Source organism: Sorangium sp. So ce394, assembly GCF_051474665.1.
In the GTDB taxonomy this organism is placed as follows: Bacteria; Myxococcota_A; Polyangia; order Polyangiales; family Polyangiaceae; genus Sorangium; species Sorangium cellulosum_D.
In genome coordinates, this window is sequence record NZ_CP150339.1 from 10,349,625 (window position 1) to 10,374,937 (window position 25,313).

The window sequence follows — 25,313 nt, forward strand, 5'->3', positions numbered from 1 at the left end:
TCGCGAGGGGAGACTGCCCCTCTGGACGCTTGGTGGAGCCATCGCGGCCGGCCGCGCCTCAGCTCTTCGGAATACGCCACGTCGCGCCGGCGCGGAAGAAGAGCACGTTCGGGATGCTCTGCCCTTCGCCGGGGATGCCGTCGTCGTCGGCGTTCATCGGCTCGAAGCGACGGAACAGGCTGTGGCCCGCCTGAGCGGTCAGCCACACCGTCCCGAAGGCGCGCACGCCGAGCGTCACGCCCGCGGTCGCGACCGAATAGGCGATGTGATCGACGCACCGCTCGGGCCGCGCCACCCGCTCGTCGGGCTCGGTCGCCGGGTCGTCGGCCGGCTGGGCGGCGCAGGGCCACGCGCCCGCGACGCGCGCGTCGCGCACCGCGTAGGCGTTCCCCGCCAGGTCCGCGCGCAGGCCGAGCTCGACGCGATCCGAGAACAGGAGCTTCGCCGTCGCGAAGCCAGGGAGGAAGGCCTCGAGGCGGAGGTACGGCGTCGGCGTCCAGTCGACGTAGGCGGCCGGCAGCGGGAGGAACGTGCCAAAGCTGAACGACGCGAGCGCGCCGCCCCCGAGCACGAGCTGCTCCGAGATCGTGTTGGTCACGAGCCCGAGCGCGCTGATGCGGGCGAGCCCGCCGTCGAAGCCCTCGAAGTCGCCCGCGAGCCCGGGCGCGACGCGCAGCGAGAGCGACCAGTCGCGGGGGAGGAGCTGGACGAACAGCACGGAGACATCGACGGAGTGAAAGGCCCGGAGCTGGTCGAAGCCGGGCAAGGCGTCGGCGTAGGAGACCGCTTCGACGTGGTACATCGCCCCCGGGATCAGGAACGTCTTCTGCCCGAGGGGGAGGGGCACGTTGACGCTCGCCTCGTACGACGTGACCTGCGCCCGCGTCGGGCGTGGGTCCTCGAGCGCGGCGCCCGGCATGTACTGCGCGCTCAGGTCCGCGAGGTCGGGGAGCTGGGCCCACGCGGCGCCCGGCGCGAGGACCCACAGGAGCGCCGCGAGGGCGAGGAGCCGCGCGGTCCGCGCGATCCGGCGGGGGGCGCCTCCTCGAAGCTGCGCCGCGGAGCGCGCGGCGGCGCGATCGGCGGGCCTCATCGCGTCACCCGCTCGTCGAGCCAGTCGAAGAGCCGCGCCTGGGCCAGGAAATACCAGCGGGCCGCGTCCATCACCGGCTGGCCGATGAGCTCGCAGCGGTGCCAGACGCCCGCCGCCTGGCCCTTCGCGAGCGCGTCGTCGCCGTGGAACCAGGCGAACGCGACCTGCTGGTCGAGCCCACGATGGCCCGGCGCGCAGCCGAGCGCGGCCGAGCTGCCCGCGACCGCCGTATGGGTGAGGGACCTCCGTCGATCGATCATCGATGCATCTCCGGCGCCTTACAAAACAAACGATTCAAACGAAAGTTTAAATCATTGACATCTGTACGGCGCGTTGTCAAGGTTTGTTTCAAACAAGCGTATGAACGACCGAGACCCCCCTGCCCACGCGGACGATCCACGCCAGCGGCTCGTGGCCGCCGCGATCGATCAGATCGAGAAGCACGGCGTCGGGCAGGCGACGGTGCGGAGGATCGCGGCGGCGGCGGAGGTGAACATCGCCGCGGTGAACTACTACTTCCGGTCGAAGGAGGCGCTGCTCGCGACGGCGCTCGAGGTGTCGATTCGCAACATGCTCGAGCACACCGAGGAGTTCCTCGCCCGGATGCCCGACGATCCGATGGAGGCGCTCAGCGGGCTGCTCGGCTACCTCCTCGAGGGCTGCCTGCGCTTCCCGAACCTGAGCCGGGCCCACCTGCACGACGCGTTTCACGCCGACGACTACAGCGGTCCTTTCCCGACGCTCTTCGCGCCGGTGGTCGTGCGCCTGCGCGATGTCGTCCGGGCGGCGGTGCCTGGGCTGGAGGAGCGGGCGGCGGCGCGCCGCGTGGTGGCCGCGCTCTCGGCGGTCCTGTTCCCGGGGTTCTTCGCGGGGCTCTACGAGGGGCTGAGCGCGCTCGGCTCGCCGGCCGACCGCGTCACCTACGCGCGCGAGCTGGCGCGGCAGACCCTGGCGCCCGCGGAGACCGAGGCGCCCGCGGCCCGCGGCAAGCGGCCGAAGCGCGGGTGATCGGCGAGGGTCACCCGAGGGGGCGGGCCCCGGCGACGAGGGAGGGTGTCCCGGCGGCGCGCGAGCGCGCGGCGGGTCAGCACGCGAAGTAGCGACGGAGCCCGGGGCGGATGACCTCCTCGATGGTCTCGTCGAGCAGCACGCGCGCTTTCAGGCCGCTGCACAGCCCGAGCTGCTCGCCTCGCGGCGGAGCGTCGTGGGGCGGCAAGTGCGCGTGCTCGTGCTGCACGAGGTGCCGGAACGCGACGGGGAAGTAGCGCTCGACCGCGGTCCGCTCCGCCGCGGAGAGCTCCGGCGCGACCTGCTCGAGCAGGCGCCAGCCGAAGCGGGCGTGCCCGACCTCGTCGGCATAGATGCGCGTCAGCAGCTCGAGCAGCGGCCCGGGCGGCATCTCCAGCCGCTCGGCGCCGATCAGGGCCACGGCCACGGTCTCGCTCATGCAGCAGACGTGGATCACGTTGCGGAGCACGGCGGCGCGGGGGGGCGCGTCGCGGTGCAGGGGGAACTCCGGGCGCTCCGGGACGCTCGCGGTGGCGGTCCCGCCGAGGGCCTCCACGACGGCGCCGCAGAGGATCCCGTGCCGGCGCTCCTCGGCGGCGAAGCCCCGGCACGCGTCGGCGAGCTCTTTCGGGAAGCCCGCCTCGGCGAGCTGGCGCGCGAGCGCCTCGAACACCGCCGAGGACGCGTGCTCGTTCACCATCCGCCCGTGCCAGGTGCGGATCGCCGAGGGGAACAGCGCCGCCGGATACCCGCTCACGTCCAAGGCGCGGGCGCGCGCCTCGTCGCGGAGATCGAGCTGCGAGGCGTTCATGCGACCTCCGGCGCGGCGTCGGCGTCGAGCGCGGGCGGGACCGGGGGGCCCCACGGCGTGCAGAACGTCTGGAAATAGAGCTCCTGCTCGGGCGCGACCACGTCGCCGAAACAGCAGACGCCGCGGACCGGCTCGGCCTCCGGGTACGAGATGGCGCCGGCGCCCACGCCGACGATCAACGCCGTGCAGCAGTTCACGAAGGAGGCGTCCTCCGCGAGGGCGGCCACCTCCTGCTCGGAGAGGCCTGCCCCGCGCTCGGGCGCGCGCTCTGCCGTGTAGCCGAGGCAGCAATCGAGCTCCGCGCGAGGGCGGGCCTCCGCGTCGTCGAGGCTCGCCGGCTCGGCGCACGCGAGCTCGGGCGGCTCCGGTTGGGCGGCCTCGGAGCAGTCCGGATCGCCTTCCGCGGGCGTGCAGCCGGGCGCGGGCTCCTCCGCCGTCGGCGCTGCACCGCCGTCGCCTCCGGCCGGAGCCGCGTCGTCGGGCGCGTCCGGCGATCCCGGCGCGTCCGGTGATTCCGGCGCTTCCGTCGCGAGGTGCTCGTCGGGATCCAGATCCGATGACGGCCCGCCGGTGGTGATATGCCCGCCGCAGCCGACCGAGGCGCCATAGGCCAGCGCCCCCAGCGCGACCCGCGCCGCCGCACGCAATGCTGCCCGTCTCGTCTCCTCACGCATACAGTTCGCCTCCACGAAAGGTGGTACGCGCTGCGGAGTGCCTCCGCCGCAGTACGAGCCGCTCGCGCGGCCCGCGTGAATCAGCGTATGCGCGCAGGAAAGCGAAGGGAATCTGCATTTTCTACACAGCATTGAATCGGAAAGCCGAACAATGGCGCCGCGGTCCCTGCCGTCGCGGCGCTCACGAGGGCGCGGGCATCGCCGCGCGGCTGCCGGCGTGATTGCGACGGCCGCTGATGCTCGGAGGGGTGTTCTCGCGCGCTTCGAGCCTTATCGCGGCGCCGGGACGGCGGCGTGGAGCTCCTCCGGGGGCGCCGTCGAGGACGGACACGTTGCCGTCGTCCGGCCGGTGAGCGCCTTTGGCGCGAGCAGGCGGCGCTGGCCTGCTCTGCGGTGCTCCGCGAGGCGCACGATACGCGTGCATCGACCCCTCGGATTCCTGGTCTGTCGTGCCAGCGCCGTGGATCAGGTCGTGGGGGTGAACGGGGCCCGCCACAGCCCGACGAGGGCGTCCACCAGCCCGACCGCGGCGGCCTCCCACGTTGCTCGCGTCGTGGCGGTGCCCGCTTGCAGCGCCCGCTCACGCTCGGCGCACATGTGCACGATGAGCTGCCGGCTCATGTCGCCGCGCTCGGCGCGCACCTCCTCCGGGAGGACCGGCATGAGCCGGATCAGCCCTTCGATGGTCTCCTGCATCGACGTCGAGGCGACGGTCTCGTCGATCACGATGCGGCGGAAGGCAGGGTCGGTCGTCGCCTGGGCGATGAAGCGCGCGTACCAGCTCGGGCTGCCCAGCGAGGCGAGGTGCTCGGTGAGCGGCCGCACCAGGCACCCGATCCAGTCGCGCAGGTCGGACGAGCCCTTGATCGAGGCCAGCATCTCCGCGCGCCGTCGCTCGATGGCCGGGGCATGGCGGCGGACGATGGCGAGCACGAGGTCGGCCTTGGTGCCGAAGTGATAGCCGACGGCAAAGTTGTTCGCCTGCCCCGCGGCCTCGCTCACCTGACGGTTCGAGACCGCCGCTACCCCCTGCTCGGCGAAGAGCCGCTCCGCGGTGGCGACGATGAGCTCGCGGGTCTCGTTCCCGTGCGCTTGCCTGACCCTCGAGCTGGACATGATCGCCAGCATACCAGAGGCGTCGACCCGACCCGGGTTGACCCGCGAGGCGCAGGCGTCGCGACCCGACCCGGGTTGACCCGCGAGGCGCCGTCCGTCGCGCGCGACCCGACCCGGGTTGACCCGCGACCCCGGCGACCCGACCCGGGTTGACCCGCGACCCGACCCGGGTTGACCAGACCGGGATCGACCCGACCCGGGTTGGCTACCGAATCGACCCAGGTCGGCAATCATGTGACCCCGACGCGACTCCACCCGCGACGCGACCCGACCCGGGTTGAGACGTGCACGACCCCGGTTGAGACGTGCAACGTGCCCCGACCCGGGTCGACCCGCGAGCCTCGACCCGGGTTGACGGTCACGGAGGTGGTCTAACGCAGGTTGCGGCGACCTGTGGCCGATCGCCCGAACCGGGTTGGCAGTCGCGCCGCGACACGGAGACGACTCGCGTCGCCCGCCACACGACCATGCTGGGCGGCCACAATCCAGGTTGTGGCCGCTCCCTGCGCGCCCAATTGCGCCGCGTCTATGCCGAGAGCACGAGGTCCTGCACCATGACGCCGTGAAACACGCGCATCCACCACGTCCCCGCCGGGAATACGACGCTGCGCACCCCGGCGCGCCAGCGTTCGAGCGCCGCGCGGTACGAAGCGCGAAACGCCCGCACAGCAGCACCAGCGATGCGCCAAGCATCCCCCTGCTCGCTGCCGACCGCGAACGTAGGATTGCATTCGCGCAGCGCCTCAAAGCTCGTAGCACGCGCGTAGGGGGAGACCTCACGTACTCGCTCGGCGCCCAGGAAGCGACGCCCCTGCCGCAGCAGCTCCGCATGGGCCTGCGCTTCCTGGCGCTCGAGCTCGGCGGCGACCTCTTGACGGAAGGCCTCCGCGCCATCCTGTTCAATGACCGGCGGCAGCGAGAGCGAGAGCGTAATTTCCTCAGGCCACTGAGGGTTTTCCGGGTCAAGATACGCAGAGGGGCGCGCGGCGCGCAGCACGCCGTGACCGAGCGCGTCCATATCCACCTTGGCGCCCGGCCACTCACGCGCATGTCGGACGAGGCCTGCAGCCACGGGATTTGCGAGTATATACGCGATCTTCTCCACTACGGCCGCGCGCGTCAGCAGCCGTACCACGCTCGGGGCCTCATGGTCCCACACCGGTCCTTCCCATGTGCGGAGCACCTTCGTGCCGAGCGCGACGATGCGATGGAAGAACTGCAGGAAGCGCGGCAAAACGCCCGCTACGTCGGTCACGATCAAGTGCAGATGCGTTGACATCGCGCAGAGCGCGTGGACCCGGAGGCCATAGCGCCGCGCGGAGACCGCCAGGGCGTAAATCAGGAGCTGAGTGATCGCGGCGTCGGGGCGGAAGAGCAGATGTCGACGCAGGACGCGACGGGTGATCATGTACGTGGCGCCGGGAGTGATCTCGCGGGGCTGGCTCATGGCTGAGCGTGCACCAGCAAACACCATACCAGCAGTTCCCACTGGTGATTTCAAGGAGTTACATCAGCTCCGTGGGTGGCGGCGCCATGGCGCCCTCCGTGTCCGCCATCCTGATTGATCCTGGCTGCAGCTATCTCTGCCGCTGTTATCTTGCTTTGCTTTGTTGCTACCTCGACCTTGACCTTGTTGCTACCTCTGTTGCTGTTGCTACCTCAACCTGGGTCGTGCTGCCCTCTGCTCCGTTGCTCTGTCTGGCTACCTCAACCCGGGACGGGTCCAATCTGGGTCAAGTCGTCTTCAACCCGGCCGGGTCCAACCTGGGTCGGGTCGTCTCGGGCCGGGTCCAACCCGGGTCGGGTTGTTGTTGCGGATCCGATTGCCCGATAGGCTCCCGGGGAAATCCCGACCTCTCGACGGAATGCGACGCTGAAGGCGGCCTGGTCCCGGTAGCCCACCGACGACGCCACCTCGGCGAGGGCAAGCTCGGGATGCTCCCGCAGCTTCTCCTTCGCCAGCTCCATACGCCAGCGCATCAGGTGCCGGAGCGGGCTCTCCCCCACCTGCTCGCGAAATGCATGAGCGAAACCCGAGCGGCTCATGCCCGCCTGCCGCGCGAGCGACGCCACGGTCCACGTGCGCTCCGGCGCCAGGTAGAGCGCGTCTAGAGCGCGGGCGACGCGCTCGTCCGCGAGCGCGGCTCGAAAGGAGCCAGCAGGCGCGGGGCGCTCGAGCTCCGCGCGAATCGCCTGCAGCAGGAGCAGCTCCGCGAAGCGCGCGGCCATCACCGGTGCGCCAGGTCGCCGGACGTGCACCTCGTCGCGGATGCCGTCCAGGAGCCGGCCGAGACCGGGCACGGGCTCTCCGGAGCCGCCGTGAAGGAGCACCACCGAGGGCAGCGCGCGCAGCAGCAGCGACCTCCCGGCGCCGACGAGGCTCATGGCGGCGCAGAGCACCACCGTCCTCGCGCCGTCGCCGCCAAGCCGGCGCCGCACCGGCTGCGCACCCGGCGCAGGAGGCGCGAGCCAGCGCCCCTCGTCGTCGACCGGTGCCCCGGGTCGGTGCCGGAGGCAGTGGGGAACGCCGTGCGGCAAGAGCAGCAGGTCGCCCCGACCCACGTGAATCTCTCGGCCATCCAGCTCCAGCCACATCTCGCCTTCGAGCAGGTGGTGGAGCAAGACGAGCTCTCGCCGGCCGACGCGGGCCCCCCAGGGGGCTCCGAGCTCGACACGGCCGAAGTGGCTGGCCTCGATGCGCACGTGGCGGAGCAGCGCGGTGAGGACATCCGGCATTGGACGATCGCAAAAGGGACGTGGACTCTACCACATGGATGACCCGCGGGGCGTCCGCCAGGCTTCGACCACCAACCCACAAGGAGCCAGACATGGACATCTTCATCACGGGCGCGAGCGGATTCATCGGTTCGGCGGTCGCCCGCGCCCTGGTCACGCGCGGACATCGCGTTCGCGGGCTCGCGCGCAGCGACGCGTCGGAGGCGACGGTTCGGGCCTGCGGAGCGGATCCGGTGCGGGGCGATCTCGACCAGCTGGACGTGCTCGCGCGCGAGGCGGCGGCCGGCGACGGCGTGGTGCACACCGCGGCCACGGCGGGGGAGGATCGCGCCGCCACGGACGCGGCGGCGGTCACCGCGATGCTCGCGGCCATGAACGGCGGCGCCTTCGTCACGACCACCGGGGCGCCGATGGCACGATCCTCGCGGGTGCCCGTGTCGGAGGACGATACGGTCAACCCCGGTGGGCCGCTCGAGTGGCTGGTGGCGGCCGAGTCGCGCGTGCTCGGCGCGGCGAGGCTCCGCGGTCTGGTCGTGCGACCTCCGATGGTCTACGGCGATGGCGCGGGCCCAGTGGCGGGCCTGGTGAGCGCCGCGCGCGCAGCGGGGGTGGCGCGCTATATCGATGACGGCACGAACCGCTGGTCCACCGTTCATGTGCGGGATCTGGCGGTGGCCTACGCCATGCTGCTGGAGTCGGACGCGGCGGGCGTGTTCCACGCCGCCGACGCGTCGCCCGAGCCGATGGCGACCCTCTTCTCGGCGATCGGCGATGTCGCCAGGGTGCCCGTGCGCTCGTGGAGCCTCGCCGAGGCCCGGGCCGCGCACGGGCTCATGGCAGGCTTCCTGGCCATGGACGCCGCCCTCGATGCGGCCAAGCTGCGCCGCCTCGGCTGGACGCCGCGCGTGGGAGAGGCGCTCGGAGGGATCTGTGGCGCGCTGCGCAACCCCGCGCAGGGGTACGGAGCCTCGTGAACCGCGCTCCAGGGCAGCGGCGGCGGCCCCCGAGCTCTGCTGCTGGAGCGCCCGCAGAGCGGCGCTCGCTGGCTAGAGCGGCTGATAGAGCTGGATCAGGTTCCCGCAAGTGTCCGAGAACACCGCGATCATGACTGGGCCCATCGGGGTGGGCTCCTGCGTGAACGCGACCTGGCGCTCCTTGAGGCGCGCGAATTCGGCTCGCAGGTCGGTCACCTCGAACGCGGTGAGCGGGATGCCCTGCGCGAACATCGCCTGCTGGAACGTCTTCGCCGCCGGGTTGGCGTTCGGCTCCAGCACGAGCTCGACGTCGTCGGGGCCCTCCGGCGAGACCACGGTGATCCATCGATACTCCCCGACGGGGAGGTCGTTCTTCTTCTTGAACCCGAGCACCTCGGTGTAGAACTTCAGCGCTCGGTCCTGGTCCTCGACCATGATGCTGTTGAGCTTGATCTTCATCGTTTGCCTCGCTGAGCTGGCGGTTCTGGGCCGACTTTGCCAGGGTCGCCCGGCTCAGGCTTCTCGAAAACTGCGAAACGCCTCCGGCGGCAGGCGGCCCATCAGGCTGAGGCACCCCGGGACGAGCTCCCACGGGAGCTTCCCCGGCACCTGGACCATCGCGCGCAGCCGCCGCTGGTACGCCGAAGGCGGCATGCCGATGCGCTGCGCGAACAGAGCGCTGAAGCTGCCGAGGCTGGAGAATCCTACCTCCATGCATACGTCGGTCACGGAGTGCCGCCCGGCGGCCAGGAGCTGCTTGGCCAGGTCGAGGCGCTGCCGGATGCGATACTGGTGCGGGGTCACGCCGAACACGGCCTCGAACTGCCGAATGAAGTGATAAGGAGAGATCGCCACCTCGCGGGCCACCTCCTCGATCGACAGCTTCGCGTCGTGCACCTCGGAAAGCAGGTCGCGTGCCCGACAGAGATTCCTCAGTGCGTCCTGTCCCAGCAGCATCGCCAGCGTCCACGATAGGCTGCGGCGGCAACGGGCACAAGCGGCGCAACCCGACCCGCGGGCTGGCGCAGCGTGACCTGCCCTGCGGGTCGCTGCCTCCGGGTCGCTGCCTCAACCCGGGTCGGGTGGGGCCAGGTGGGGCCAGCTCAACCCGGCCGCCTCAACCCAAGTCCGGACACCTCAACCCGGGCACCTCAACCCGGGTCGCGGTCGCCTGCCTCAACCCGGGTTGCGCGGGTCGGACACCTCAACCCAGGTCGGACACCTCCGGACACCTCAACCCGGGTCGGGTCGCTCGACGCCTCAACCCGGGTCGGGTCGCTGACGCCTACCCAGGTCCGGGCACCTCAACCCGGGTCGCGGTCGCGTGCCTCAACCCGGGTTGCGCGGGTCCGCGGGTCGGACGCCTCAACCCGGGTCGGACACCTCAACCCGGGTCGGGTCGCTCGACGCCTCACTCAACCCGGGTCGGGTCGCATGACGCCTCAACCCGGGTCGGGTCGCGGCACCCGCTTGAGGGGGCGGACGTCGATTTCGCCGCGGACGGAGGTGCGCGTGTCGCGGCTGCTGCGCGAGATCAACTGCGGCGCCGGTGGCGCCCTGGCGGCGGTCGGCGCGCGTGGCTGCGGACGGTGCTACGTCGCCGGAATCATTCGAAGGTATGCCGAGATACATGACGATTCGCGCCGTCGGCGCTTCGGTCGCCGGTCGCGCGCTCTCCTCAGCGCGCGGCGAGGGCCTGGTCGATCGCACCGCGGAGGACCTCCGCGGGCTGCGCGCCGATGATGCGGCGCCCGTTCACGAAGATCGTCGGTGTGCCCCGGAGACCGAGCCGGGTCGCCTCCTCGTCGTCGGCCGCGACGGCGGCGTCGAGCGCGCTGGAGCGCACATCGCGCTTGAAGCGGGCGAGGTCGAGGCCGAGACTGGACGCGGCGCGCTCCAGCGAGGCGTCGTCGAGCGCGCCGGGTGACGCGAAGAGCGCGTCGTGGAACTCCCAGAACCTGCCTTGCTCGTGCGCGGCGAGCGATGCCCTCGCTGCCGCGCGCGCCCGCGCGTGAATCGGCAGCGGACGGTGCTTGTAGGCGACACGGAGCTTGCCCTGGTACTCGGCCTCGAGCTCTCTGAGGGTCCGCGACGCCTTTGCGCAGAAGAGACATTCGAAGTCCGAGAAGATCACGACCGTCACCGGGGCGTCCTCCGGGCCGCGCGCGGGCGCGGCGCCGATTGCCACCGCCTCGACCGGCAGCTGCTCCGGGGGCTCCGCGCCGGCGCTGTGCGCGTCGCAGTCGCAGGACCGGCCCGGGTCGTCGCAGCCCGCGGCCGCGGGGGCGCGCTCCTCCGCAGCGGGCGCGGGGGCGCGCGCCGCCGGGGCACGCTCGCCTCGAGGGAGCGGTTGGTTCTCGGTGTCCCCGCGCGCCTCGGTGCACGCAGTCGCGGAGACGACTGCGGCAAGGAGCGCGAGCACAGCGACACGGGACATCTGGATGGACAGGCATCGAATCGAGCGGCTCATCGTGGTTCCTCCTCGGCCGCGCGGCATGGCGCTGCCGGCGCCGCGGCGCGGCGCCCGCTCCCCCGCGGGCCTCACCAGCGCTGTGGCCCGCCGACGTCGCGAGTTACGCGCTACGGCGCGCTGCCCGCCTCCCCGCCCGGAGCCGCGTGACCAGGGGCGACGCGCTCGGCCGCGGCCTCCTCCATCGACGATACGGCGGGCACACACCCGTCGCAGACGCTCTCGTCGCAGAGGGGCGCGTTTGCGATCACATCGTCCTCGAGCGGCTCCGCGGCGCGCGCTTCAGACGCGCGCGCGGCCTCGTCGGTCCGCGCCGGCGGGGGATCAGCCACCGCCTCGACGGGCGGCGGCTCGGCAGGGCGCGGCTGCGCCGCGACGGCGGCGAGCGCCAGCGCGACGGCCGCGGCCATCGCACGCATCCCCCACGGGGCCGATGCCCGCGCCGCCCGACGCCCGCCGGGGCCGCGACGGGCCGGCGCGCCGGCATCCGCGTTCGCCCACGGCGCCGCGTCCTCGACCGCGCGCGCGGGCGTGCCCTCGGCGGCGCGCGCGAGCACCGCTTCGAGCAAGGGCGGCCCGGGGAGCGCCGCCGCGCGCGCTGTGAACAGCCGTTGCTCGGCGCGGAGGCAGCGGAGCTCGGCCGCGCAGCGGCGGCACGCTTCGATGTGCGCGGCGACGCGCTGCGCCTCGGCCGGGTCGAGCGTGCCGTCGGCGTACGCCTCCACCGCCTCGATCGGGCATGCGTTCATCGCTGGCCTCCTTCGTAACGTGCCAGCACCGCGCGCAACACCTGCCGGGCGCGGTGGATCTCGACCTTGGTCTTGGGCACGCTCCACTCCATCAGGCGCGCGATGTCCTCGTAGCAGAGGCCGTGGTCGAGCCGGAGCAGCAGCGCCGCGCGGCGGTCCTCGGTGAGCTGCGCGAGCGCGCCTTGCACGACGCCGATGGCTTCCCGGCCGAGCAGCTCGTCCTCCGGCGACGGCAGGGCGCTGCCGCCCTCGCCGCGCACTTCCCACGGCTCGAGCGGCGCGTCGTCCACGACCCGCCGCCGGCGCACGCGCGCCCTGCGGAACTCCAGGGACACGTGCCGGGCGATGCCGAAGAGCCACGGCGCTGGGCGTTCGACGGCCTGCAGCGTGTGCAGACGCCGGTAGGCGCGGACGAAGGTCTCCTGCGTCGCGTCCGCCGCGGCGGCGCTGTCCCCGAGGAGGTCGCAGAGGAACCGGTGCACGCCCCGAGCGTGCGCGGCGTAGAGCTCCGCGAGCGTGCGCCGGGTCGCGGCGCAGGCGCGCAGCTCCGTGAGCTGGTCGGCCGGAGCGCTGCGCTCGTCGAGCGCAAGCGCCCTCGCGGCGGGCCACACGTCAGGCATGGATGCCACGCAGCCACTGTGGCCGGCTCTGGCCGGAGGTTACAGGCCCTCGACGAAGACGGAGCGCGGGAGCGCGGGGCACCGCGGGGGCGCGGGGGCGCGGGGGCGGTCTGCTGACCTGCTGACCCGACCCGGGTTGACCCCGCGGTCTGACCCGACCCGGGTTGACCCCGCGGTCTGACCCGACCCGGGTTGACCCCGCGGTCCGCCCCGACCCGGGTTGACCCCGCGCGCGCCACTCCGCGCGCCACTCAACCTGGGTCGGTTGCCCAGGTCGGTTGCCCACGCGGGTTAACCCGCGACCCGCGGTTGACCCCGCGAACCGCGCCGCCGCTCAAACTGAGCCAAGTCGCTGGCTCAACCTGGGTCGGATCACTCCGGGCCGGGTTGCCGTTCACCGCAACCCGGGTCCGGCTCCCGCGGCTGCCGCTGCCCCGGTCAGGTTGCCGCCTCGGCTCAACCCGGGCCGGGTCGTCCCCGCTCAACCTGGGTCGGGTCGCGGCAGCGCAACCCGGGTCGGGTCGATTCGATTCGACCCGGGGCGGCTCGCTCCTCGGGTCGGCGATCCTCGCAATCCGCAACCCGCCTCCTGGTCGGTCGCACCTCAACCCGGATCGGGTCGGTCAACCCGGGTCGGTCCGGTCCGGGTCGGTCGCCTACCCTTGTTCATCTCAACCCGGGTCGGGTCGCTGGTCGGCTCAACCCGGGTCGGGCTGCCGCTGGTCGGGTCGAATCGACCCGGGGCGGATCGCTCCTCGGGTCGGCGATCCTCGCAATCCGCAACCCGGGTCGGGTTGCGCGGGTCGATGTTGAAAGACTTATAGAACGCTCCACTAGTTCAGCTCAACCCGGGTCGGGCTGCCGCTGGTCGGCTCAACCCGGGTCAGGCTGCCGCTCAACCCGGTCGGGCTACCCCCCTGGCAAGAACGCGCTCTCCTCGTACGCGCTGCGGGCATTCCACGCCGCGTAGCCGGCGCAGCCGGCGTCCTCGATCGCCCGGATCTGCTCCCGAACATGCCACGGCGTATATTTGTACCGCCGCATCGGGCGCGAGCTGTCCAGGTCGAACGCCTGCACCCAGCTGCGCAGCAGCGCGATCCGCCCCGGCAGATCGGCCACCCTCTGCCAGCCGGCCGACAGCGACGCGTGGACGGTCTCGTACGGGTGATGGGCAGGGTTCGCGAGCCCGAAGCTGCCGGGCCCCCAGTGCGACGGGTACGGCATCGGCATCACGTAATCGAAGAGCTCCACCGCATCCTCCAGCCGCTGGCCCACGCCGTCCTGCGGCCCGAGGAGCGTGATCCCGAACAGATCCGCCGAAATCGGCCGCGACGCCGCGTCGCCGACCTCCGCGCGAAGGAACTCGAAGAAAGCGCGGATCGTCGGCGCCCTCTCCTCGACCGGCGTCCGCGACCGCGGCTCGCGCGCCGCGCCATAGCGCACGTAATCGTAATTCACCTCGTCGAAACCGACCTCGAACGCACGGAGCGAGATCTCCGCGATCTCTCGCCATCGCTCCTCCGAGCCTGGATCGTACCAGCCCCGCGGACCTCCCTTGAACGCGACCAGCCGGGCGATGAGGTAGATCCCGGCGTCGCGAAGGGCTCCCAGCCTGACCCTGGTGGCCTCGTCGCGATCCAGGAGGAGCGCTCCTCCATCCGACCGGACGTCGATGACCAGGGAGTTCAGCTCCGTCCGCTGAACCAGGGAGGAGAGCCGATTCATCCGGTCCGCGCTCCTCCCTGCCGCGAAGTTCACGTAAATCGCCTTGGTGACCGTGGGCATGCCGTTCCCCCCGGCCAACGTAGAGCACGCCGCCGGCCACCCGCGCACGAGCCCCCTCGGCCAAGGCACCGTCCCCGGCCGACACACATCGCCCTCGCCGCCCCTTCGGCCCTCTCCCGCTCTCCCCCTCCCCGCCTCGCAACGCGGCCGCGCGCCCCTCGCTCAGATCGCCAGGAAAGGGTGCTCCTGCATGTACGCCAGGCTCGTCTCGCGGCCTGGAATCCCGGCCACCCCCGAACCCTCCCGCCGCCCGCGTCGCGCCCGAGCTACCCCCGCATCGCCTGGATCGGGCTGACCCGCGCCGCGCGCAGCGCCGGGAAGAAGCCGCCGAGCACGCCCATGATCACGGCGAGCAGCACCGACGCGATCAGGATCCCCGGCGTCGGCTCGAACGTGAACACGATCTCCGAGAAGCTCGCGAAATTGATCGTCGAGAACCGCACGAACCTCATCCCGAGCGCGGCGAGCACGCCGAGCGCCCCGCCGACCAGCGCGAGGAGGACCGACTCGATCAGGAACGACGTGAGGATGCTCAGCCGGGAGAAGCCGAGCGCCCGCAGCGTGCCTATCTCGCGCTGCCGGTTGGCGATCGACGCGTGCATCGTGATCATCGCGCCGATCATCGCGCCGATCGAGAAGAACACCGCGATGAGCACGCCCATCCCCTTGATGAACATGCTCGTCCCCTCGGACTGCTTCTCGTAATACTCGCTCTCGCGCATCACCTCGAGCCCGAGGTTCCGGTTCTGCTCGATCGACGCCTCGAACGCGTCGAACTTGCTCTCCGAGGCGAGCCGCGCGCGCACCGACGACACGCTCCCCTCCCGGCCGAACGCCGCGCGCGCCGTGTGCAGATCGGCCCAGACCTCGGACTCCGACGAGGAGCCGCCGTCCGAGAACACCCCGACCACCTTCACCGGCCGGTTCTTGCGGAGATCGAACGACTCGCCGATCGACAGGCCCTTGAAGCGGCGGTAGATCGCCTGCCCCACGATCACCTCGTCCGTGCCCGGCTGCGCCGGCCGGCCCTCGATGATCTTCACCTGCGAGCGAAACGCGAGCACGTCGTCCGGCACGCCGCGCACCTGGACGTTCGAGACGCCGTCCGTGCCGAGCTTGTCGAGGAGGATCACCGCCACGACCTCCGCCGCGCCGTCCGGCTTGCCGTCCTGCCGCTTCGCCACCTCGGCGCTCGCCAGGATCAAGCCGATCTGCTGCTCCTCGACGCTGCTCGCCATCTCGACGTCCGATCCCTTCCGGATCACGATCGCGACGTCGCTCCGCGCCGTGCGCCCGAGCGTGCGCTCCACGCTGTTCGCGAGCATGAGCACCGAGGCGAACACGAACACCACGAGGCCGAGCCCCGCCGCCGTCGCGACGGTCGTCGTCTTGCGCACCACCAGATTCCGAACGTTGTAAGCGACGGGGATCATCAGCGCTCTCTCCCGCTTTCAGGTGTCCTGGACAGGCTCCGACGTCGCTCGCTCACGCCACGCGCCGGAGCGCGTCGGTGACCGAGAGCTTCGAGGCTTGGTGCGCCGGCAGGAGCGACGCGACCAGCGACAGCCCCATCGAGAGCAGCACCGCCATCACCATCGTCAAAGGATCGATCCGGAAATAAGGGAACATGCCGCCCATGTTCTCCTCCAGCCACCGCCCCATCCCGAGCTCGATGATCGGATAGGCGATCGCGAGCCCCACGAGCCCCGCCAGCAGCCCGGTGGTCGCCGCCTCCCCGATGATGAAGATCCGCACGTGCTTGGGCTCGAACCCGAGCGCGCGCAGCACGCCGTACTCCCGCGACCGCTCCCGGACGCCCATCGCGATCGTGTTGCCGAGGATCATCATCATGATGAGGAGGATGATGACGGACACCACGTTCAGCGCCGTCAGCACGGCCGACATCATCGCCATGAACGACAGGTTCATCGCCCGCTCGCTCATCGTCGCCGTCTGGACGTCCTTCTCATCGAAGATCTTGTCGATCGCCGCGCTGATCTCCGCGCTCCGCGACGGATCGTCGATCCGCGCGGCCATCCAGCCGATCTGGTCGCGATCCCGCTCGGGGATCGACTCGTTCAGGTAATCGTAATGGAAGATGAACTGCGAGCGGTCGATCGACTTGCGCGTCGCCGTGTAGATCCCCGAGACGTTGAACTGCCACGGCCCAGGGTAGATCGACCCCTCCAGCGTCACCGTGTCGCCCACCTTCACGCCGAGCCGCGTCGCGAGGACGTCGCCCACGATGGCGCCCTTGCGATCGGCCTGCCACCGCTCCATGTCCGCGGGCGAGACCACCATCTCGTCGTAGACCTTGAAGAACGTCGCCGACTCGACCGCCATCGAGCCGAAGAAATTTGTCGCGTCGCGCGGATCCTTGCCGCCGAACCAGTTCATGAACGTCCCCTCCGTCACGCCGGGGACCTCGCGGAGCGTGGTCATGTAACGCTTCGGCAACGGGAGGATGAACGAGATCTTGTGCCGCGTCGCGATCCGGTCCTTCGCGGCGTAGTCGGCGGCGACGTTCCACGCCGTCAGCACCGTCCGGAGGAGCACGAACGCGAGCACCGCCACCGCCGCGCCGATCACGGTCAGCAGCGTCCTGAACTTGTTCCGGAGGACGTTCCTGGCGGCGACGGAGACGAGGTTCATGACAGGTTCCCCTTGTCGAGCCGGCGCGTCACCGTGGCGCGCTCGGCCGCTTGCGGATCGTGCGTGACCATCAGGATGGTCTTCTTGAACTCCTTGTTGAGCTTCTCCAGGAGCGTCAGGATCTCGTCGGCGCTCTTCCGATCGAGATCGCCGGTCGGCTCGTCCGCCACGATGATCGTCGGGTCGTTCACGATCGCCCGCGCGATCGCCACCCGCTGCTCCTGGCCGCCGGAGAGCTGCCGCGGATAATGGCCCATCCGCTCCTCCAGCCCGACCACGCGCAGCGCCGTCTGCGCGCGCTTCCGCCGCTCGGACGCCGACAGGCCCGTGAGCAGGAGCGGCAGCTCGACGTTCTCGGCCGCGGTGAGGACCGGCATCAGGTTGTAGGCCTGGAAGATGAACCCCATCGTCCTCGACCGGAAGCGCGCCAGCTCGCCGTCGCTCATCCGCGTGAGCTCCTGCCCCGCCACGCGCGCCGTGCCGCGCGTCGGGCGATCGAGCCCGGCGATGAGGTTCAGGAGCGTCGACTTGCCCGAGCCCGAGGGGCCCATCAGCGCCTCGTACGACCCCTCCGGGATATCGAGCGTGATGTCGTCGAGCACCACGATCGGCTCCTTGTCGCGGAAATAGGTCTTGCCGACCCCTTGCAGCTCGACAATGGGCTTCGGCTTCCCGTCGCGATACCCCTCGGTCATTCGCTCCCCTTTCCCTTCTCCTTGATCTTCTGGCCGTCCGCGAGGTCGGCGGGCGGCTTGACCACGAGGCGCGCCCCCGGGGCCGGGCCGTCGAGCAGCTCCAGCCCCCCCGGCGCCGGCCCTCCCACCCGGATCGGCACCATCTTCGTCTGGCCCTGGTCGACCACGAACACCACCTTGGCGCCGGCCCGCTCGACCACCGCGGCCTCCGGGACGACCCGCTTCGGCGGCTCCTTCATCGCCTCCTCGGACAGCGCCTCCGCGAGGAAGCTCACCCGCGCGCTCATCTCCGGCAGCGCCTCCTTCGCCTCCCCGACGAACTTCACCTTGACCGGGATGGTCGCCTTGGCGCGGTTCACCCGCTTGCCGATCTCCAGCGTCGTGCACCGGTGGCGCTTCGACGGATACGCGTCGAGGACGACCTCGCACGGCTTGCCGGGCTCGATGAGGTAAAGGCGCGTCTCCGGGACGTCGGTCTCGACGACGAGCGACGTGAAGTCGGCGATCTCGACGAGGCGCGGCAGCTCGAGGCCGACGACCTCCCCGACCTCCGGCGGCTTCGTCATGATCGTGCCGCTGATCGGCGCGACGATCTTCCGCTCGGCCAGCGTGACCCGGAGGCTCTCGACGTCGGCCGCCGCGGCCTTGACCTCGGCGTCGGCCGCCGCGGCCGACTGCGCGAGGGCGTTCATGCGCGCGGTCAGGTCCTCCATCGAGGCGCGGCCGGTCACCTGGCGCTCGACCAGCGCCCGCTCCCGAGCGACCTGCTGCTCCACCTCGGCGATGCTCGCCCGGGAGGCGGCGGCGCGCGCCCGCGCCGCGGCGACCTTGGCCTGGGCCGCGGCGACGAGGCTCTTCTGGTCGGCGTCCTCGAGCTCCACGAGCGGATCGCCCGCCTTCACCACGTCGCCTTCCTTCACGAACACCCGGGCGATGCGGCCCGGGATCCGGACCCCGACCCGGGAGACGACCTGCGGGACCACATACCCGGTCGACGTCACCGAGATCGAGGCCTGCGCGGGCGAGACCAGCGCGACCTCGGTGGTGGCGACCTCGGTCTTGAAGATCGCGCTCTGCGCCCTCGGCGCGACGAACACGGCGGCGCCGGCGACCGCCGCGAGCGCGAGCACGGCGACGAGCGCGGTGCGGAGCGGACTCCGCCGATCGGGATCGACGTCCCGCCGGATCCGGAGCGATGCGAGATCCGAGCTGAGCTGGTCGGACACGGCGCCTCCTTATCACGCTTCGGGCGTGGCGTTTATATTCTAACGTTAATTCCTGATGCGCGGCGCCGGCCGCGCCCGACAGGCGCCCGCGGCGGCGCGCCGCGACCGGCTCGCCGCTCTCCTCGCGGACCGGCGCCCTGTGCCGTGGCAATCTGCACGTCCCGACTACAATGCGGCGTCGAGGAGCGGCGCCGCCGCGGCCGTCCGGAGCGGCGCCGGATGCCTCCGGCGCCGTCGAGACGCCGCCGGACGCCGCGCGCGCCGGTGCACCGCTGCGCTGGTTAGTATGGCTACCTAACTATCGACCGTGGTACCCTGAAGGGCTCATGTCGAGGGAAAAGCACGGCTGTTGCCTCTGCGAGGGCGCTCACCGCCGGGCGGGCAAGCGCGTCGCCGCGTACGGCGCCCCGGCCAAGGGCAATACGCTCCTCAACCACCTCGGCATCGGCCCGGAGACGCTCGAGTCCGTCGTCGACGGGGGCAAGTTCATCGTCCCGGTTCCAACTCCGACCGTCATCGGGTAAGGGAGCGAGCGACATGGATCGGCTCATCGAGGACGAGCTGCGGAGCCTCTCGGGCATGCTCGGCGACATCGCGCTCCGGTTCGAGGGGAAGACGGTGCTCATCACCGGCGCGGCCGGGTTCATCGGGGGCTACATCGTCGGCGTCCTCCAGGAGCTCAACCGCAGCCGGTTCCGCCGGCCCGCGCAGATCGTCGCGCTCGACAACCTCATCACCGGGACGAAGGAGAGCGGCTTCTTCGACCTCGACGACCCGAACCTCGTCTTCGAGACGCACGACGTGACGAAGCCGTACCTGCGCGACATCAGGCCCGACTTCATCCTTCACGGCGCCGGCATCGCGTCTCCGGTGTACTACGCCCGGTACCCGCTCGAGACCATCACCGTGGCGGTCGACGGCATCCGCAACGTCCTCGATCTCGCGCGCCGCGCGCGCCCCGAGGCGGTGCTGTATTTCAGCTCGAGCGAGATCTACGGCGATCCGGATCCCGCGTTCATCCCCACGCCGGAGGACTACCCCGGGCGCGTCTCGCCCACGGGGCTCCGCGCCTGCTACGACGAGTCGAAGCGCCTCGGCGAGACCCTCGCGATGGTCTATCACCGCCAGTTCGGCGTCCCCGTCACGGTCGTTCGCCCCTTCAACGTCTACGGCCCGGGGATGCGGCGCGACGACTCCCGCGTGCTGCCGAGCTTCCTGAACGCCGCGCTCGACCGGCGGCCCATCGAGATCCACCGCGGCGGGGCGCAGACACGCACGTTCTGCTACGCGACCGACGCGGTGAACGGCTTCCTGCGGGTGCTGCTGCTCGGCCGCCCCGGCGAGGTCTACAACATCGGCTCCGACGCCGAGGAGATCACCATGCGCGATCTGGCGAAGCGGGTCGAGCAGGCCGCCGGCGAGCCGCTCGACATCGCGCTCGCGGGCTATCCGGAGGGGTATCCGGTGGGCGACCCGAACCGCCGCTGCCCGGACATCACCAAGGCGTCGAGGGAGCTCGGGTACGCGCCGACGATCTCGCTCGAGCAGGGCCTCCCCCGGATGCTCGCCTGGTACCGGCTCCTCCGGAGCGTCGACCGGCCGAGCGGCTGAGGTCACCGCGCCACGTCGACGGACTCGACGGACGCCGTGAGCTCGTTGTCCGCCGCGGAGCGCCCGCCGACGACGATCACCTCGCCGTCGCCCGGGCAGATCAGGGGGCTGAAGTAGCGGGTGAACGCGAGCTCTCCCGCGGGCTCCCAGCCGTCGCCGGCGTCGTTGAGCCGGAAGAGGCCGTCGGCGTAGTTGACGTAGAGGTCGTCTTCATCGTTGCACGCGGTCGCGCCGAATCCCTTGATCGGGATCTCCGAGGGGAGCTCGGGGCCTTCCGCCCACGTCTCGGTCTTCGTGTCGAACGAATAGACCGCGCCCGAGAACGACTGGTCCTCGCCGACGCCGCCCATGGCGTAGATCACGTCGCCGCGCCTCGCGACGCCCAGCGAGCGGAGCTTGAACGGCGGCTCCGGCATGGGGACCCACGTTGCGCCCGGCGTGGCCAGGTCGAGCATGAACCCTCCGGTCAGGAACTCTCCCGGCCCCTTGAGCTCCCAACCCGCCACGACATAGAGGCGATCGCCCACGACGACGGCCCCGTGCCCCGAGCGCCCCTCGGGCATGTCCGGCAGCGCCTCCCACGCCCCGGCCTCCGGATCGTAGCGCTCCACGGTCGCCACCGAGGTGAGCGCTTCCGGCTCGCCGGCGGCGTTGTCGGCGCGGAGCCCGCCGACCCGGATCACGCGGCCGTCGACCACCGCGAGCGCCGTGCTCTCCAGGTGCTCGACGGTCCCGAGGTCTTCCCACGCGCCGCCGGGCAAGAGCGAGAGGCGCCGGAACGCGCTCGACTGGTTCTCGGCCGCGAAGTCGCCGTCGCCGAGCTTTCCCCCGTAGGTATACAGCGTCTTGTCCACGAGGACGGCGCCGAACGAGCTGACCGCCTCGACGAGATCGGGGTAGTTGCGCGCCGTCTTCACCTCCGGCGCCTCGGGCTCCCCCTTCACATCGACCGGCTGCACCCCCTCGTCGCCGCAGCCGAGGGCCATCAGCGCGCTCGCCGCGGCGAGCGCCAGGTACGTGAAACGGTGCGATCGATTCCGGTGCGACATCGTGACGGATCTCCTTGGGTCGAGAACGATTCGATGAATGACGGCATCCCCTCACTCGATCGCGGCTCCGTGCGCGATCCAGCGGCGGATGATGTCTCTCTCGCCGGCGGAGAGCGGCTTGAGCGTCGGCGGCATGGCGAGGCCGCAGGTCTCGCGGCACGTGAGGATCTCGCACGCTAGCGTGCCGTCGATCTTGTGCATGAGGAAGCTGTGCTCCGGGTCTCCGGGCGCCACGCGCTTCATCCCGACCGCGCCGCCGGCGTCGGCGTTCACGTTCTGTTCCCGGAGGGCGGCGAGCTCCGCGTCGCCGACCTGGTCGGGCGGCGTGTCCGCGGTCGGACCCAGGTAGGGCTGCAGGGACGAGCCGTTCTTGCTCGCGTGGCACGCGGCCCCGGTCGCGCACGAGCGCTGCAGCAGCGGCAGCACCTCCGCCCTGAAGTCCACGGGCGCCCCCGGCTCGAACGCCGCGTAGTCGTAGCAGGACCCGCCGCCCTGCCCTCCTCCCCCCGCGCTCCCGCCGTGCCCTCCTCCCCCCGCGCTCCCGCCTTGTCCTCCGTCACCGCCGCCCGGGGCGCCGGGAGCGCCGCGCTCGCCGCAGGCGCAGGCGAGCGCGACCGCGAGCGCGAGCGCGAGGAGACGGCCGAGCCGGGCGCCCCGCGATGGATGGCCGGCCGCGGCGCGCGGAGCGTGCTTGAGGGCGTGCGAGCTGGCGAGCTGCATACGGAGGGTCGCCGGGGGTGAAGCCGGCGATCGCTGCATACCAGAGCTCGAGGTGGACCGCGTCACCGCCGTCGAGACGGGAAACGGCTCTCCCACGAACGTTGCGTCCCAGCGCGCGGCCAGCGGATCCTCCGGGCGCCAGCGGGATCCTGGGCTTCCGTCATGCCAAGCTCCTCCTGCGCTGGCGAGATCGCGCGAACGAGGCGCGCTCTCGCGGCGCCGGGGAGCCCCGGCCCGCGGGCGTCCATGGACGCTTATGCCGCGCGGGTCCGGAGGCCTATACTCGGCCGCCGGCCGGCCCGCCCTCGCGGCGCGCCGACCCCTCACCGGACTCGAGCCCGCATGCCGCCCTCCCCTGCATCGACCCCGCCTCCGGGGAGCCCCCACCTCCCCGGCGCTCCGGCGCGCTCGCGGCGCTCCTGGCTGGGGTGGGCCGGCTTCTCCTGCGTGCTCCTCCTGGCCATCCTCGTGCCCTTCTTCCTCTTCGCGGACCGCATCGAGGCGGCGGCGCGAGCGCTCCTCGCGTCGCCGCCCTCGGGCGTCGCAGCGGGGCTGGTGCTCGGGGGGCTCTTGGCGAGCGACGTGGTCTTGCCGGTGCCGTCCAGCTTCGTGAGCACGGCCGCGGGCGGCCTGCTCGGGTTCTGGCGCGGAACGGCCGTGTCGTGGGCGGGCATGATGGCGGGCGCGGGGCTCGGTTACCTGCTCGGCGCGCGGGCGGGGGCGCCGGCCTTGCAGCGGATGGTGGGGGCGTCGGAGCTCGCGCGGCTCACGCGCGCCGCCGAGCGGCACGGCCCCTGGTTCCTGCTCCTGTTCCGCGGCGTGCCGGTGCTCTCGGAGGCGTCGGTCGTCTTCGCGGGCGCGGGCCGCATGCCGCTCCGCGCGTTCTTCACGGTGACGGCCCTGGCCAACCTGGGCATCTCGGCCACCTACGCGGCCGTGGGGGCGTCCGCCGCGCGGCTCACGTCGGTGCTGCTGCTCTTCGCGGGGATCGTGCTGCTCCCGGGGATCGCGCTCTTGGTCGTCCGCGTGCCGGAGTGGCGGCGGAGGGCGGCGCAGAGGCGCGGCGCGTCCGGGTAGCGCGAGGCACGGCTTCGGCCGCTCGCGGTGCACCCCGGCCGACCCGAACCCGATCCACGTGGCCCACGTGGCCAAGATCGCGCAGCCGCGCGAGAATTTGGCGAAACCGACCCGGACGCAACGCGTAGCACCATCGAACGACGCGCCACGGACCATCGCAGGCCGAGGCGGACGCCATGCGGCCGCCCACGGTCGCTCCGGTCTCCGTGGCGCGTTGGAGGACCGATCGCTGCCACGCGGCTTGCCCCGCGGCTCAGCGAGGGGCTGTCCGGCTCGCCGTCTCCAGAGACGGCGGAGGCGAGCGGCGGTCCGTCAATCCCACGAAGGAGATCATTTCATGCGACGTGTGAGCTTCATGATAACGACCTCTTGCGCCCTCGTGCTCGGCGCCTGCGCGCAGGCGCCCGACGCGGACGAGCAGCTTATCGATCAGGTGGGGCAGGCCCTCACGACCCCGGCGTCGGTGCTCGGGTTCGAGAGCCCCGCCGACTGGACGGTGACCGGCGCCACGAAGAGCGCGAGCGCCGACAGCTCGCAGGGCGCCTCCGCGCTCGCGCTGCGGAGCTTCAACTTCGCGGAGCTCCGGTCCGCGCCGCTCTCGACCGTGTCGGGCGTGACATCGACCCTCGCCTTCGACCTGAAGCCGCCGGTCTCGCCCGCCTTCGGCACCGCGCAGCTCTATGTCGATATCCCGTCCCGCGGCGTCCACAGCGTCTACCTGGGCCAGGTGAGCCTCGCCGGGCTCGCCGCGGGCACGTACGCGCCGCTCTCGTTCAGCGTACCGGCGAGCGTCGTCACCGCCCTGCAACAGACCTACAGCGATCTGACGTTCAAGATCGCCTTGAACGTCCCGCACACGACCGTCGACTACCTGATCGACAACCTGCGCTTCGTGGGCGGCACGTCTGGCGTTCCCTCGAAGGTGGAGCTGCGCCTCTCGGACGCCGACGATCGGATCGCCGTCTCGGTCGGCGGCATCCAGCGGAGGATGTTCCACTTCGGCGAGTCGGACCTTGGCCAGCGCATCGACGTGAGCGACTGGTTCGGGAGCGGCGCCAACGATCTCCGCGTTCAGCTGCTCAACACCGGAGGCCCGGCGAGCGCCGGCGTCGAGCTCTGGGTGGACGACGCGCTCGTCGTGAGCGAGTCGTGCCCGGCGACGCTGTGCAACGGCTCGGACGTGTGGCAGGGCATCGTGTGGGATCGGACGTTCTCCGTGAGCACCCCGAACCGGCCCGCGCTCCAGCCCGTCACCGTGACGGCTCAAGGCGCGACGCCCGGCGAGGTGTACGTGAACGACGTCTTCACCGGTCGGACCACGCCCACCACCCTCTCGCTCCCGCCGGGCGATTACACGATCGGCGTCGGGATTGGCAGCGAGCTGCCGCCGGCCGACTACACCGGCTCGTTCTACGAGCAGGACGTGACCGTCGGCTCCGCGCCCGTGAACATCGACGCCACGGCGAGCGCGCCGCTCGGGATCCAGGAGGTGACGCGCATCGCGATCCTGCCCATCCGGAACAGCATCAACTACGTGTCCTCGCTGGGCAGGGCGGACGCGTCGAACACGGGCGTGCTCTTCGAGGAGGACGTCGATGACCTCGTGGCGCAGGCCGAGGCGACCAACGAGCAATGGTTCCGGCCGCTGTCCTACGGGCTCGCGACCTGGGAGTTCGAGGTCCTGCCCACCATCGAGGACGTGCCGATCTACGAGCAGACCCACGACGGGTGGGACGCCACGCGCTTTCTGGCGGAGGCGGGGACCGCGCACCTGGCCAGCCAGTACGACATGATCGTGTATTTCTTCTCGCAGCACCGGGCCGACGGCTCCTCGGTCGATGACGTGTGCAACATCGTGTGGGCGTTCGACGGCACGAACGTCGGGTTCTCGACCAGCTACACCTCAGGGAAGCCGGACCTCCTGAACGCCGAGTTCCTCCACGAGGTGATGCACAACTACGAGGATTACAACGAAAACGCGCTACGCCTCTACAACGGCATCGACGGCCTGCACGGCGGCCATCAGCACGGCTACTACGACAACTCCAACGGCGAGGTGAATTTCGTGCACTTCTATCGCCACCTCCTGCGCGGTCAGGTCGCCGAGCTCGGCGGCATGCGGACCGACCTCCAGTGGCCGGCCATCGGGGCGGTATCGCCGAGCTCGGACCTCTACCTCGGCTTCTTCCCCGTCCTGCGCCACGGCTACCGCGTGCCGTGACGCTGGCGGCGGCTCCGCGCCCCGAC

25 protein-coding genes are annotated in these 25,313 nt (G+C 71.5%); 6 read left to right on the forward strand and 19 right to left on the reverse strand.

The genetic code is table 11. The annotated features are described in order from the left end of the window. Positions 1–58: 58 nt before the first annotated feature. Both WMF33_RS38190 and WMF33_RS38195 read right to left on the reverse strand, forming a co-directional pair. Positions 59–1,093: a DUF6268 family outer membrane beta-barrel protein gene (locus WMF33_RS38190; protein WP_437333215.1), complete on the reverse strand. Its 1,035-nt coding sequence runs from the start codon at positions 1,091–1,093 to the stop codon at positions 59–61. Then, positions 1,090–1,353 carry a hypothetical protein gene (locus tag WMF33_RS38195; RefSeq protein ID WP_437333216.1) on the reverse strand — a complete coding sequence of 88 codons (264 nt, stop codon included), beginning with the start codon at positions 1,351–1,353 and terminating at the stop codon, positions 1,090–1,092. The genes WMF33_RS38190 and WMF33_RS38195 overlap by 4 nt, the downstream gene beginning before the upstream one ends. Before the next feature lie 100 nt (positions 1,354–1,453). On the opposite strand from WMF33_RS38195, the gene WMF33_RS38200 reads away from it, so the two are divergent. Continuing rightward, entirely contained in the window at positions 1,454–2,101 is a 648-nt protein-coding gene (locus WMF33_RS38200) for a TetR/AcrR family transcriptional regulator (protein WP_437333217.1), read from the forward strand. Between the two features lie 76 nt (positions 2,102–2,177). Here WMF33_RS38200 and WMF33_RS38205 read toward each other — a convergent pair whose 3' ends face one another. The 5 genes from WMF33_RS38205 to WMF33_RS38225 all read right to left on the reverse strand — a co-directional run bounded on the left by WMF33_RS38205 (position 2,178) and on the right by WMF33_RS38225 (position 7,438). After that, entirely contained in the window at positions 2,178–2,912 is a 735-nt protein-coding gene (locus WMF33_RS38205; RefSeq protein ID WP_061622162.1) for a hypothetical protein, read from the reverse strand. Then, positions 2,909–3,586, reverse strand: a complete 678-nt coding sequence (locus WMF33_RS38210) for a hypothetical protein (RefSeq protein ID WP_437333218.1) — start codon at positions 3,584–3,586, stop codon at positions 2,909–2,911. Before WMF33_RS38210 ends, WMF33_RS38205 begins: the two co-directional genes overlap by 4 nt. Positions 3,587–4,051: 465 nt before the next feature. Continuing rightward, positions 4,052–4,702, reverse strand: coding sequence for a TetR/AcrR family transcriptional regulator (locus tag WMF33_RS38215; RefSeq protein ID WP_437333219.1), 651 nt, complete (start codon positions 4,700–4,702; stop codon positions 4,052–4,054). Between the two features lie 526 nt (positions 4,703–5,228). Continuing rightward, the gene (locus WMF33_RS38220) at positions 5,229–6,149 is read right to left on the reverse strand and encodes a transposase (protein ID WP_437333220.1); all 921 of its coding nucleotides are present in this window, start codon (positions 6,147–6,149) and stop codon (positions 5,229–5,231) included. 260 nt (positions 6,150–6,409) lie between these two features. After that, the gene (locus tag WMF33_RS38225) at positions 6,410–7,438 is read right to left on the reverse strand and encodes an AraC family transcriptional regulator (RefSeq protein ID WP_437333221.1); all 1,029 of its coding nucleotides are present in this window, start codon (positions 7,436–7,438) and stop codon (positions 6,410–6,412) included. Positions 7,439–7,530: 92 nt separating this feature from the next. Here WMF33_RS38225 and WMF33_RS38230 point away from each other — a divergent pair, with 92 nt between their 5' ends. After that, on the forward strand, positions 7,531–8,412 hold the full coding sequence (locus WMF33_RS38230) for an NAD-dependent epimerase/dehydratase family protein (RefSeq protein WP_437333222.1): 882 nt from the start codon (positions 7,531–7,533) through the stop codon (positions 8,410–8,412). A 72-nt stretch (positions 8,413–8,484) separates the two neighbouring features. On the opposite strand, the gene WMF33_RS38235 is transcribed toward WMF33_RS38230, so the two are convergent. From WMF33_RS38235 to WMF33_RS38280, 10 genes are all read right to left on the reverse strand, one after another. After that, positions 8,485–8,871 carry a VOC family protein gene (locus WMF33_RS38235; protein WP_020739749.1) on the reverse strand — a complete coding sequence of 129 codons (387 nt, stop codon included), beginning with the start codon at positions 8,869–8,871 and terminating at the stop codon, positions 8,485–8,487. A 54-nt stretch (positions 8,872–8,925) separates the two neighbouring features. Next, on the reverse strand, positions 8,926–9,369 hold the full coding sequence (locus WMF33_RS38240; RefSeq protein WP_437333223.1) for a helix-turn-helix transcriptional regulator: 444 nt from the start codon (positions 9,367–9,369) through the stop codon (positions 8,926–8,928). Between the two features lie 721 nt (positions 9,370–10,090). Then, positions 10,091–10,882, reverse strand: a complete 792-nt coding sequence (locus WMF33_RS38245; protein WP_437333224.1) for a DsbA family protein — start codon at positions 10,880–10,882, stop codon at positions 10,091–10,093. A gap of 110 nt (positions 10,883–10,992) precedes the next feature. Continuing rightward, on the reverse strand, positions 10,993–11,631 hold the full coding sequence (locus WMF33_RS38250) for a zf-HC2 domain-containing protein (RefSeq protein ID WP_437333225.1): 639 nt from the start codon (positions 11,629–11,631) through the stop codon (positions 10,993–10,995). Further along, on the reverse strand, positions 11,628–12,251 hold the full coding sequence (locus WMF33_RS38255) for an RNA polymerase sigma factor (protein WP_437333226.1): 624 nt from the start codon (positions 12,249–12,251) through the stop codon (positions 11,628–11,630). The genes WMF33_RS38250 and WMF33_RS38255 overlap by 4 nt, the downstream gene beginning before the upstream one ends. Before the next feature lie 909 nt (positions 12,252–13,160). Further along, on the reverse strand, positions 13,161–14,036 hold the full coding sequence (locus tag WMF33_RS38260) for a putative glycoside hydrolase (RefSeq protein WP_061628475.1): 876 nt from the start codon (positions 14,034–14,036) through the stop codon (positions 13,161–13,163). Between the two features lie 266 nt (positions 14,037–14,302). After that, positions 14,303–15,469: an ABC transporter permease gene (locus tag WMF33_RS38265; RefSeq protein WP_437333227.1), complete on the reverse strand. Its 1,167-nt coding sequence runs from the start codon at positions 15,467–15,469 to the stop codon at positions 14,303–14,305. Between the two features lie 52 nt (positions 15,470–15,521). Further along, positions 15,522–16,688 (reverse strand): ABC transporter permease, encoded by a 1,167-nt coding sequence (locus WMF33_RS38270; RefSeq protein ID WP_437333228.1) that lies wholly within the window; start codon positions 16,686–16,688, stop codon positions 15,522–15,524. Beyond that, positions 16,685–17,383, reverse strand: a complete 699-nt coding sequence (locus WMF33_RS38275) for an ABC transporter ATP-binding protein (RefSeq protein ID WP_129578919.1) — start codon at positions 17,381–17,383, stop codon at positions 16,685–16,687. The genes WMF33_RS38270 and WMF33_RS38275 overlap by 4 nt, the downstream gene beginning before the upstream one ends. Beyond that, entirely contained in the window at positions 17,380–18,609 is a 1,230-nt protein-coding gene (locus tag WMF33_RS38280; protein WP_061628478.1) for an efflux RND transporter periplasmic adaptor subunit, read from the reverse strand. Before WMF33_RS38280 ends, WMF33_RS38275 begins: the two co-directional genes overlap by 4 nt. 326 nt (positions 18,610–18,935) lie before the next feature. On the opposite strand from WMF33_RS38280, the gene WMF33_RS38285 reads away from it, so the two are divergent. Both WMF33_RS38285 and WMF33_RS38290 read left to right on the forward strand, forming a co-directional pair. Beyond that, positions 18,936–19,133, forward strand: a complete 198-nt coding sequence (locus WMF33_RS38285) for a hypothetical protein (protein WP_437333229.1) — start codon at positions 18,936–18,938, stop codon at positions 19,131–19,133. Positions 19,134–19,146: 13 nt separating this feature from the next. Then, positions 19,147–20,220: an NAD-dependent epimerase/dehydratase family protein gene (locus WMF33_RS38290; RefSeq protein ID WP_437333230.1), complete on the forward strand. Its 1,074-nt coding sequence runs from the start codon at positions 19,147–19,149 to the stop codon at positions 20,218–20,220. Between the two features lie 2 nt (positions 20,221–20,222). On the opposite strand, the gene WMF33_RS38295 is transcribed toward WMF33_RS38290, so the two are convergent. Together WMF33_RS38295 and WMF33_RS38300 are read right to left on the reverse strand one after the other, a co-directional pair. Beyond that, the gene (locus tag WMF33_RS38295; RefSeq protein WP_437333231.1) at positions 20,223–21,269 is read right to left on the reverse strand and encodes a Kelch repeat-containing protein; all 1,047 of its coding nucleotides are present in this window, start codon (positions 21,267–21,269) and stop codon (positions 20,223–20,225) included. A 51-nt stretch (positions 21,270–21,320) separates the two neighbouring features. After that, positions 21,321–21,989 (reverse strand): hypothetical protein, encoded by a 669-nt coding sequence (locus tag WMF33_RS38300; protein WP_437333232.1) that lies wholly within the window; start codon positions 21,987–21,989, stop codon positions 21,321–21,323. Between the two features lie 342 nt (positions 21,990–22,331). On the opposite strand from WMF33_RS38300, the gene WMF33_RS38305 reads away from it, so the two are divergent. Continuing rightward, on the forward strand, positions 22,332–23,066 hold the full coding sequence (locus tag WMF33_RS38305; protein WP_437333233.1) for a TVP38/TMEM64 family protein: 735 nt from the start codon (positions 22,332–22,334) through the stop codon (positions 23,064–23,066). 337 nt (positions 23,067–23,403) lie between these two features. Continuing rightward, complete coding sequence (locus WMF33_RS38310) at positions 23,404–25,287, forward strand: hypothetical protein (RefSeq protein ID WP_437333234.1); 1,884 nt, start codon at positions 23,404–23,406, stop codon at positions 25,285–25,287. Positions 25,288–25,313 lie beyond the last annotated feature (26 nt).

Coding starts and splice junctions, on each gene's coding strand:
- WMF33_RS38190 (WP_437333215.1), bottom strand. CDS start 1,093: ATGAGGCCCGCCGATCGCGCCGCCGCGCGCTCCGCGGCGCAGCTTCGA.
- WMF33_RS38195 (WP_437333216.1), bottom strand. CDS start 1,353: ATGATCGATCGACGGAGGTCCCTCACCCATACGGCGGTCGCGGGCAGC.
- WMF33_RS38200 (WP_437333217.1), top strand. CDS start 1,454: ATGAACGACCGAGACCCCCCTGCCCACGCGGACGATCCACGCCAGCGG.
- WMF33_RS38205 (WP_061622162.1), bottom strand. CDS start 2,912: ATGAACGCCTCGCAGCTCGATCTCCGCGACGAGGCGCGCGCCCGCGCC.
- WMF33_RS38210 (WP_437333218.1), bottom strand. CDS start 3,586: ATGCGTGAGGAGACGAGACGGGCAGCATTGCGTGCGGCGGCGCGGGTC.
- WMF33_RS38215 (WP_437333219.1), bottom strand. CDS start 4,702: ATGTCCAGCTCGAGGGTCAGGCAAGCGCACGGGAACGAGACCCGCGAG.
- WMF33_RS38220 (WP_437333220.1), bottom strand. CDS start 6,149: ATGAGCCAGCCCCGCGAGATCACTCCCGGCGCCACGTACATGATCACC.
- WMF33_RS38225 (WP_437333221.1), bottom strand. CDS start 7,438: ATGCCGGATGTCCTCACCGCGCTGCTCCGCCACGTGCGCATCGAGGCC.
- WMF33_RS38230 (WP_437333222.1), top strand. CDS start 7,531: ATGGACATCTTCATCACGGGCGCGAGCGGATTCATCGGTTCGGCGGTC.
- WMF33_RS38235 (WP_020739749.1), bottom strand. CDS start 8,871: ATGAAGATCAAGCTCAACAGCATCATGGTCGAGGACCAGGACCGAGCG.
- WMF33_RS38240 (WP_437333223.1), bottom strand. CDS start 9,369: ATGCTGCTGGGACAGGACGCACTGAGGAATCTCTGTCGGGCACGCGAC.
- WMF33_RS38245 (WP_437333224.1), bottom strand. CDS start 10,882: ATGAGCCGCTCGATTCGATGCCTGTCCATCCAGATGTCCCGTGTCGCT.
- WMF33_RS38250 (WP_437333225.1), bottom strand. CDS start 11,631: ATGAACGCATGCCCGATCGAGGCGGTGGAGGCGTACGCCGACGGCACG.
- WMF33_RS38255 (WP_437333226.1), bottom strand. CDS start 12,251: ATGCCTGACGTGTGGCCCGCCGCGAGGGCGCTTGCGCTCGACGAGCGC.
- WMF33_RS38260 (WP_061628475.1), bottom strand. CDS start 14,036: ATGCCCACGGTCACCAAGGCGATTTACGTGAACTTCGCGGCAGGGAGG.
- WMF33_RS38265 (WP_437333227.1), bottom strand. CDS start 15,469: ATGATCCCCGTCGCTTACAACGTTCGGAATCTGGTGGTGCGCAAGACG.
- WMF33_RS38270 (WP_437333228.1), bottom strand. CDS start 16,688: ATGAACCTCGTCTCCGTCGCCGCCAGGAACGTCCTCCGGAACAAGTTC.
- WMF33_RS38275 (WP_129578919.1), bottom strand. CDS start 17,383: ATGACCGAGGGGTATCGCGACGGGAAGCCGAAGCCCATTGTCGAGCTG.
- WMF33_RS38285 (WP_437333229.1), top strand. CDS start 18,936: ATGTCGAGGGAAAAGCACGGCTGTTGCCTCTGCGAGGGCGCTCACCGC.
- WMF33_RS38290 (WP_437333230.1), top strand. CDS start 19,147: ATGGATCGGCTCATCGAGGACGAGCTGCGGAGCCTCTCGGGCATGCTC.
- WMF33_RS38295 (WP_437333231.1), bottom strand. CDS start 21,269: ATGTCGCACCGGAATCGATCGCACCGTTTCACGTACCTGGCGCTCGCC.
- WMF33_RS38300 (WP_437333232.1), bottom strand. CDS start 21,989: ATGCAGCTCGCCAGCTCGCACGCCCTCAAGCACGCTCCGCGCGCCGCG.
- WMF33_RS38305 (WP_437333233.1), top strand. CDS start 22,332: ATGCCGCCCTCCCCTGCATCGACCCCGCCTCCGGGGAGCCCCCACCTC.
- WMF33_RS38310 (WP_437333234.1), top strand. CDS start 23,404: ATGCGACGTGTGAGCTTCATGATAACGACCTCTTGCGCCCTCGTGCTC.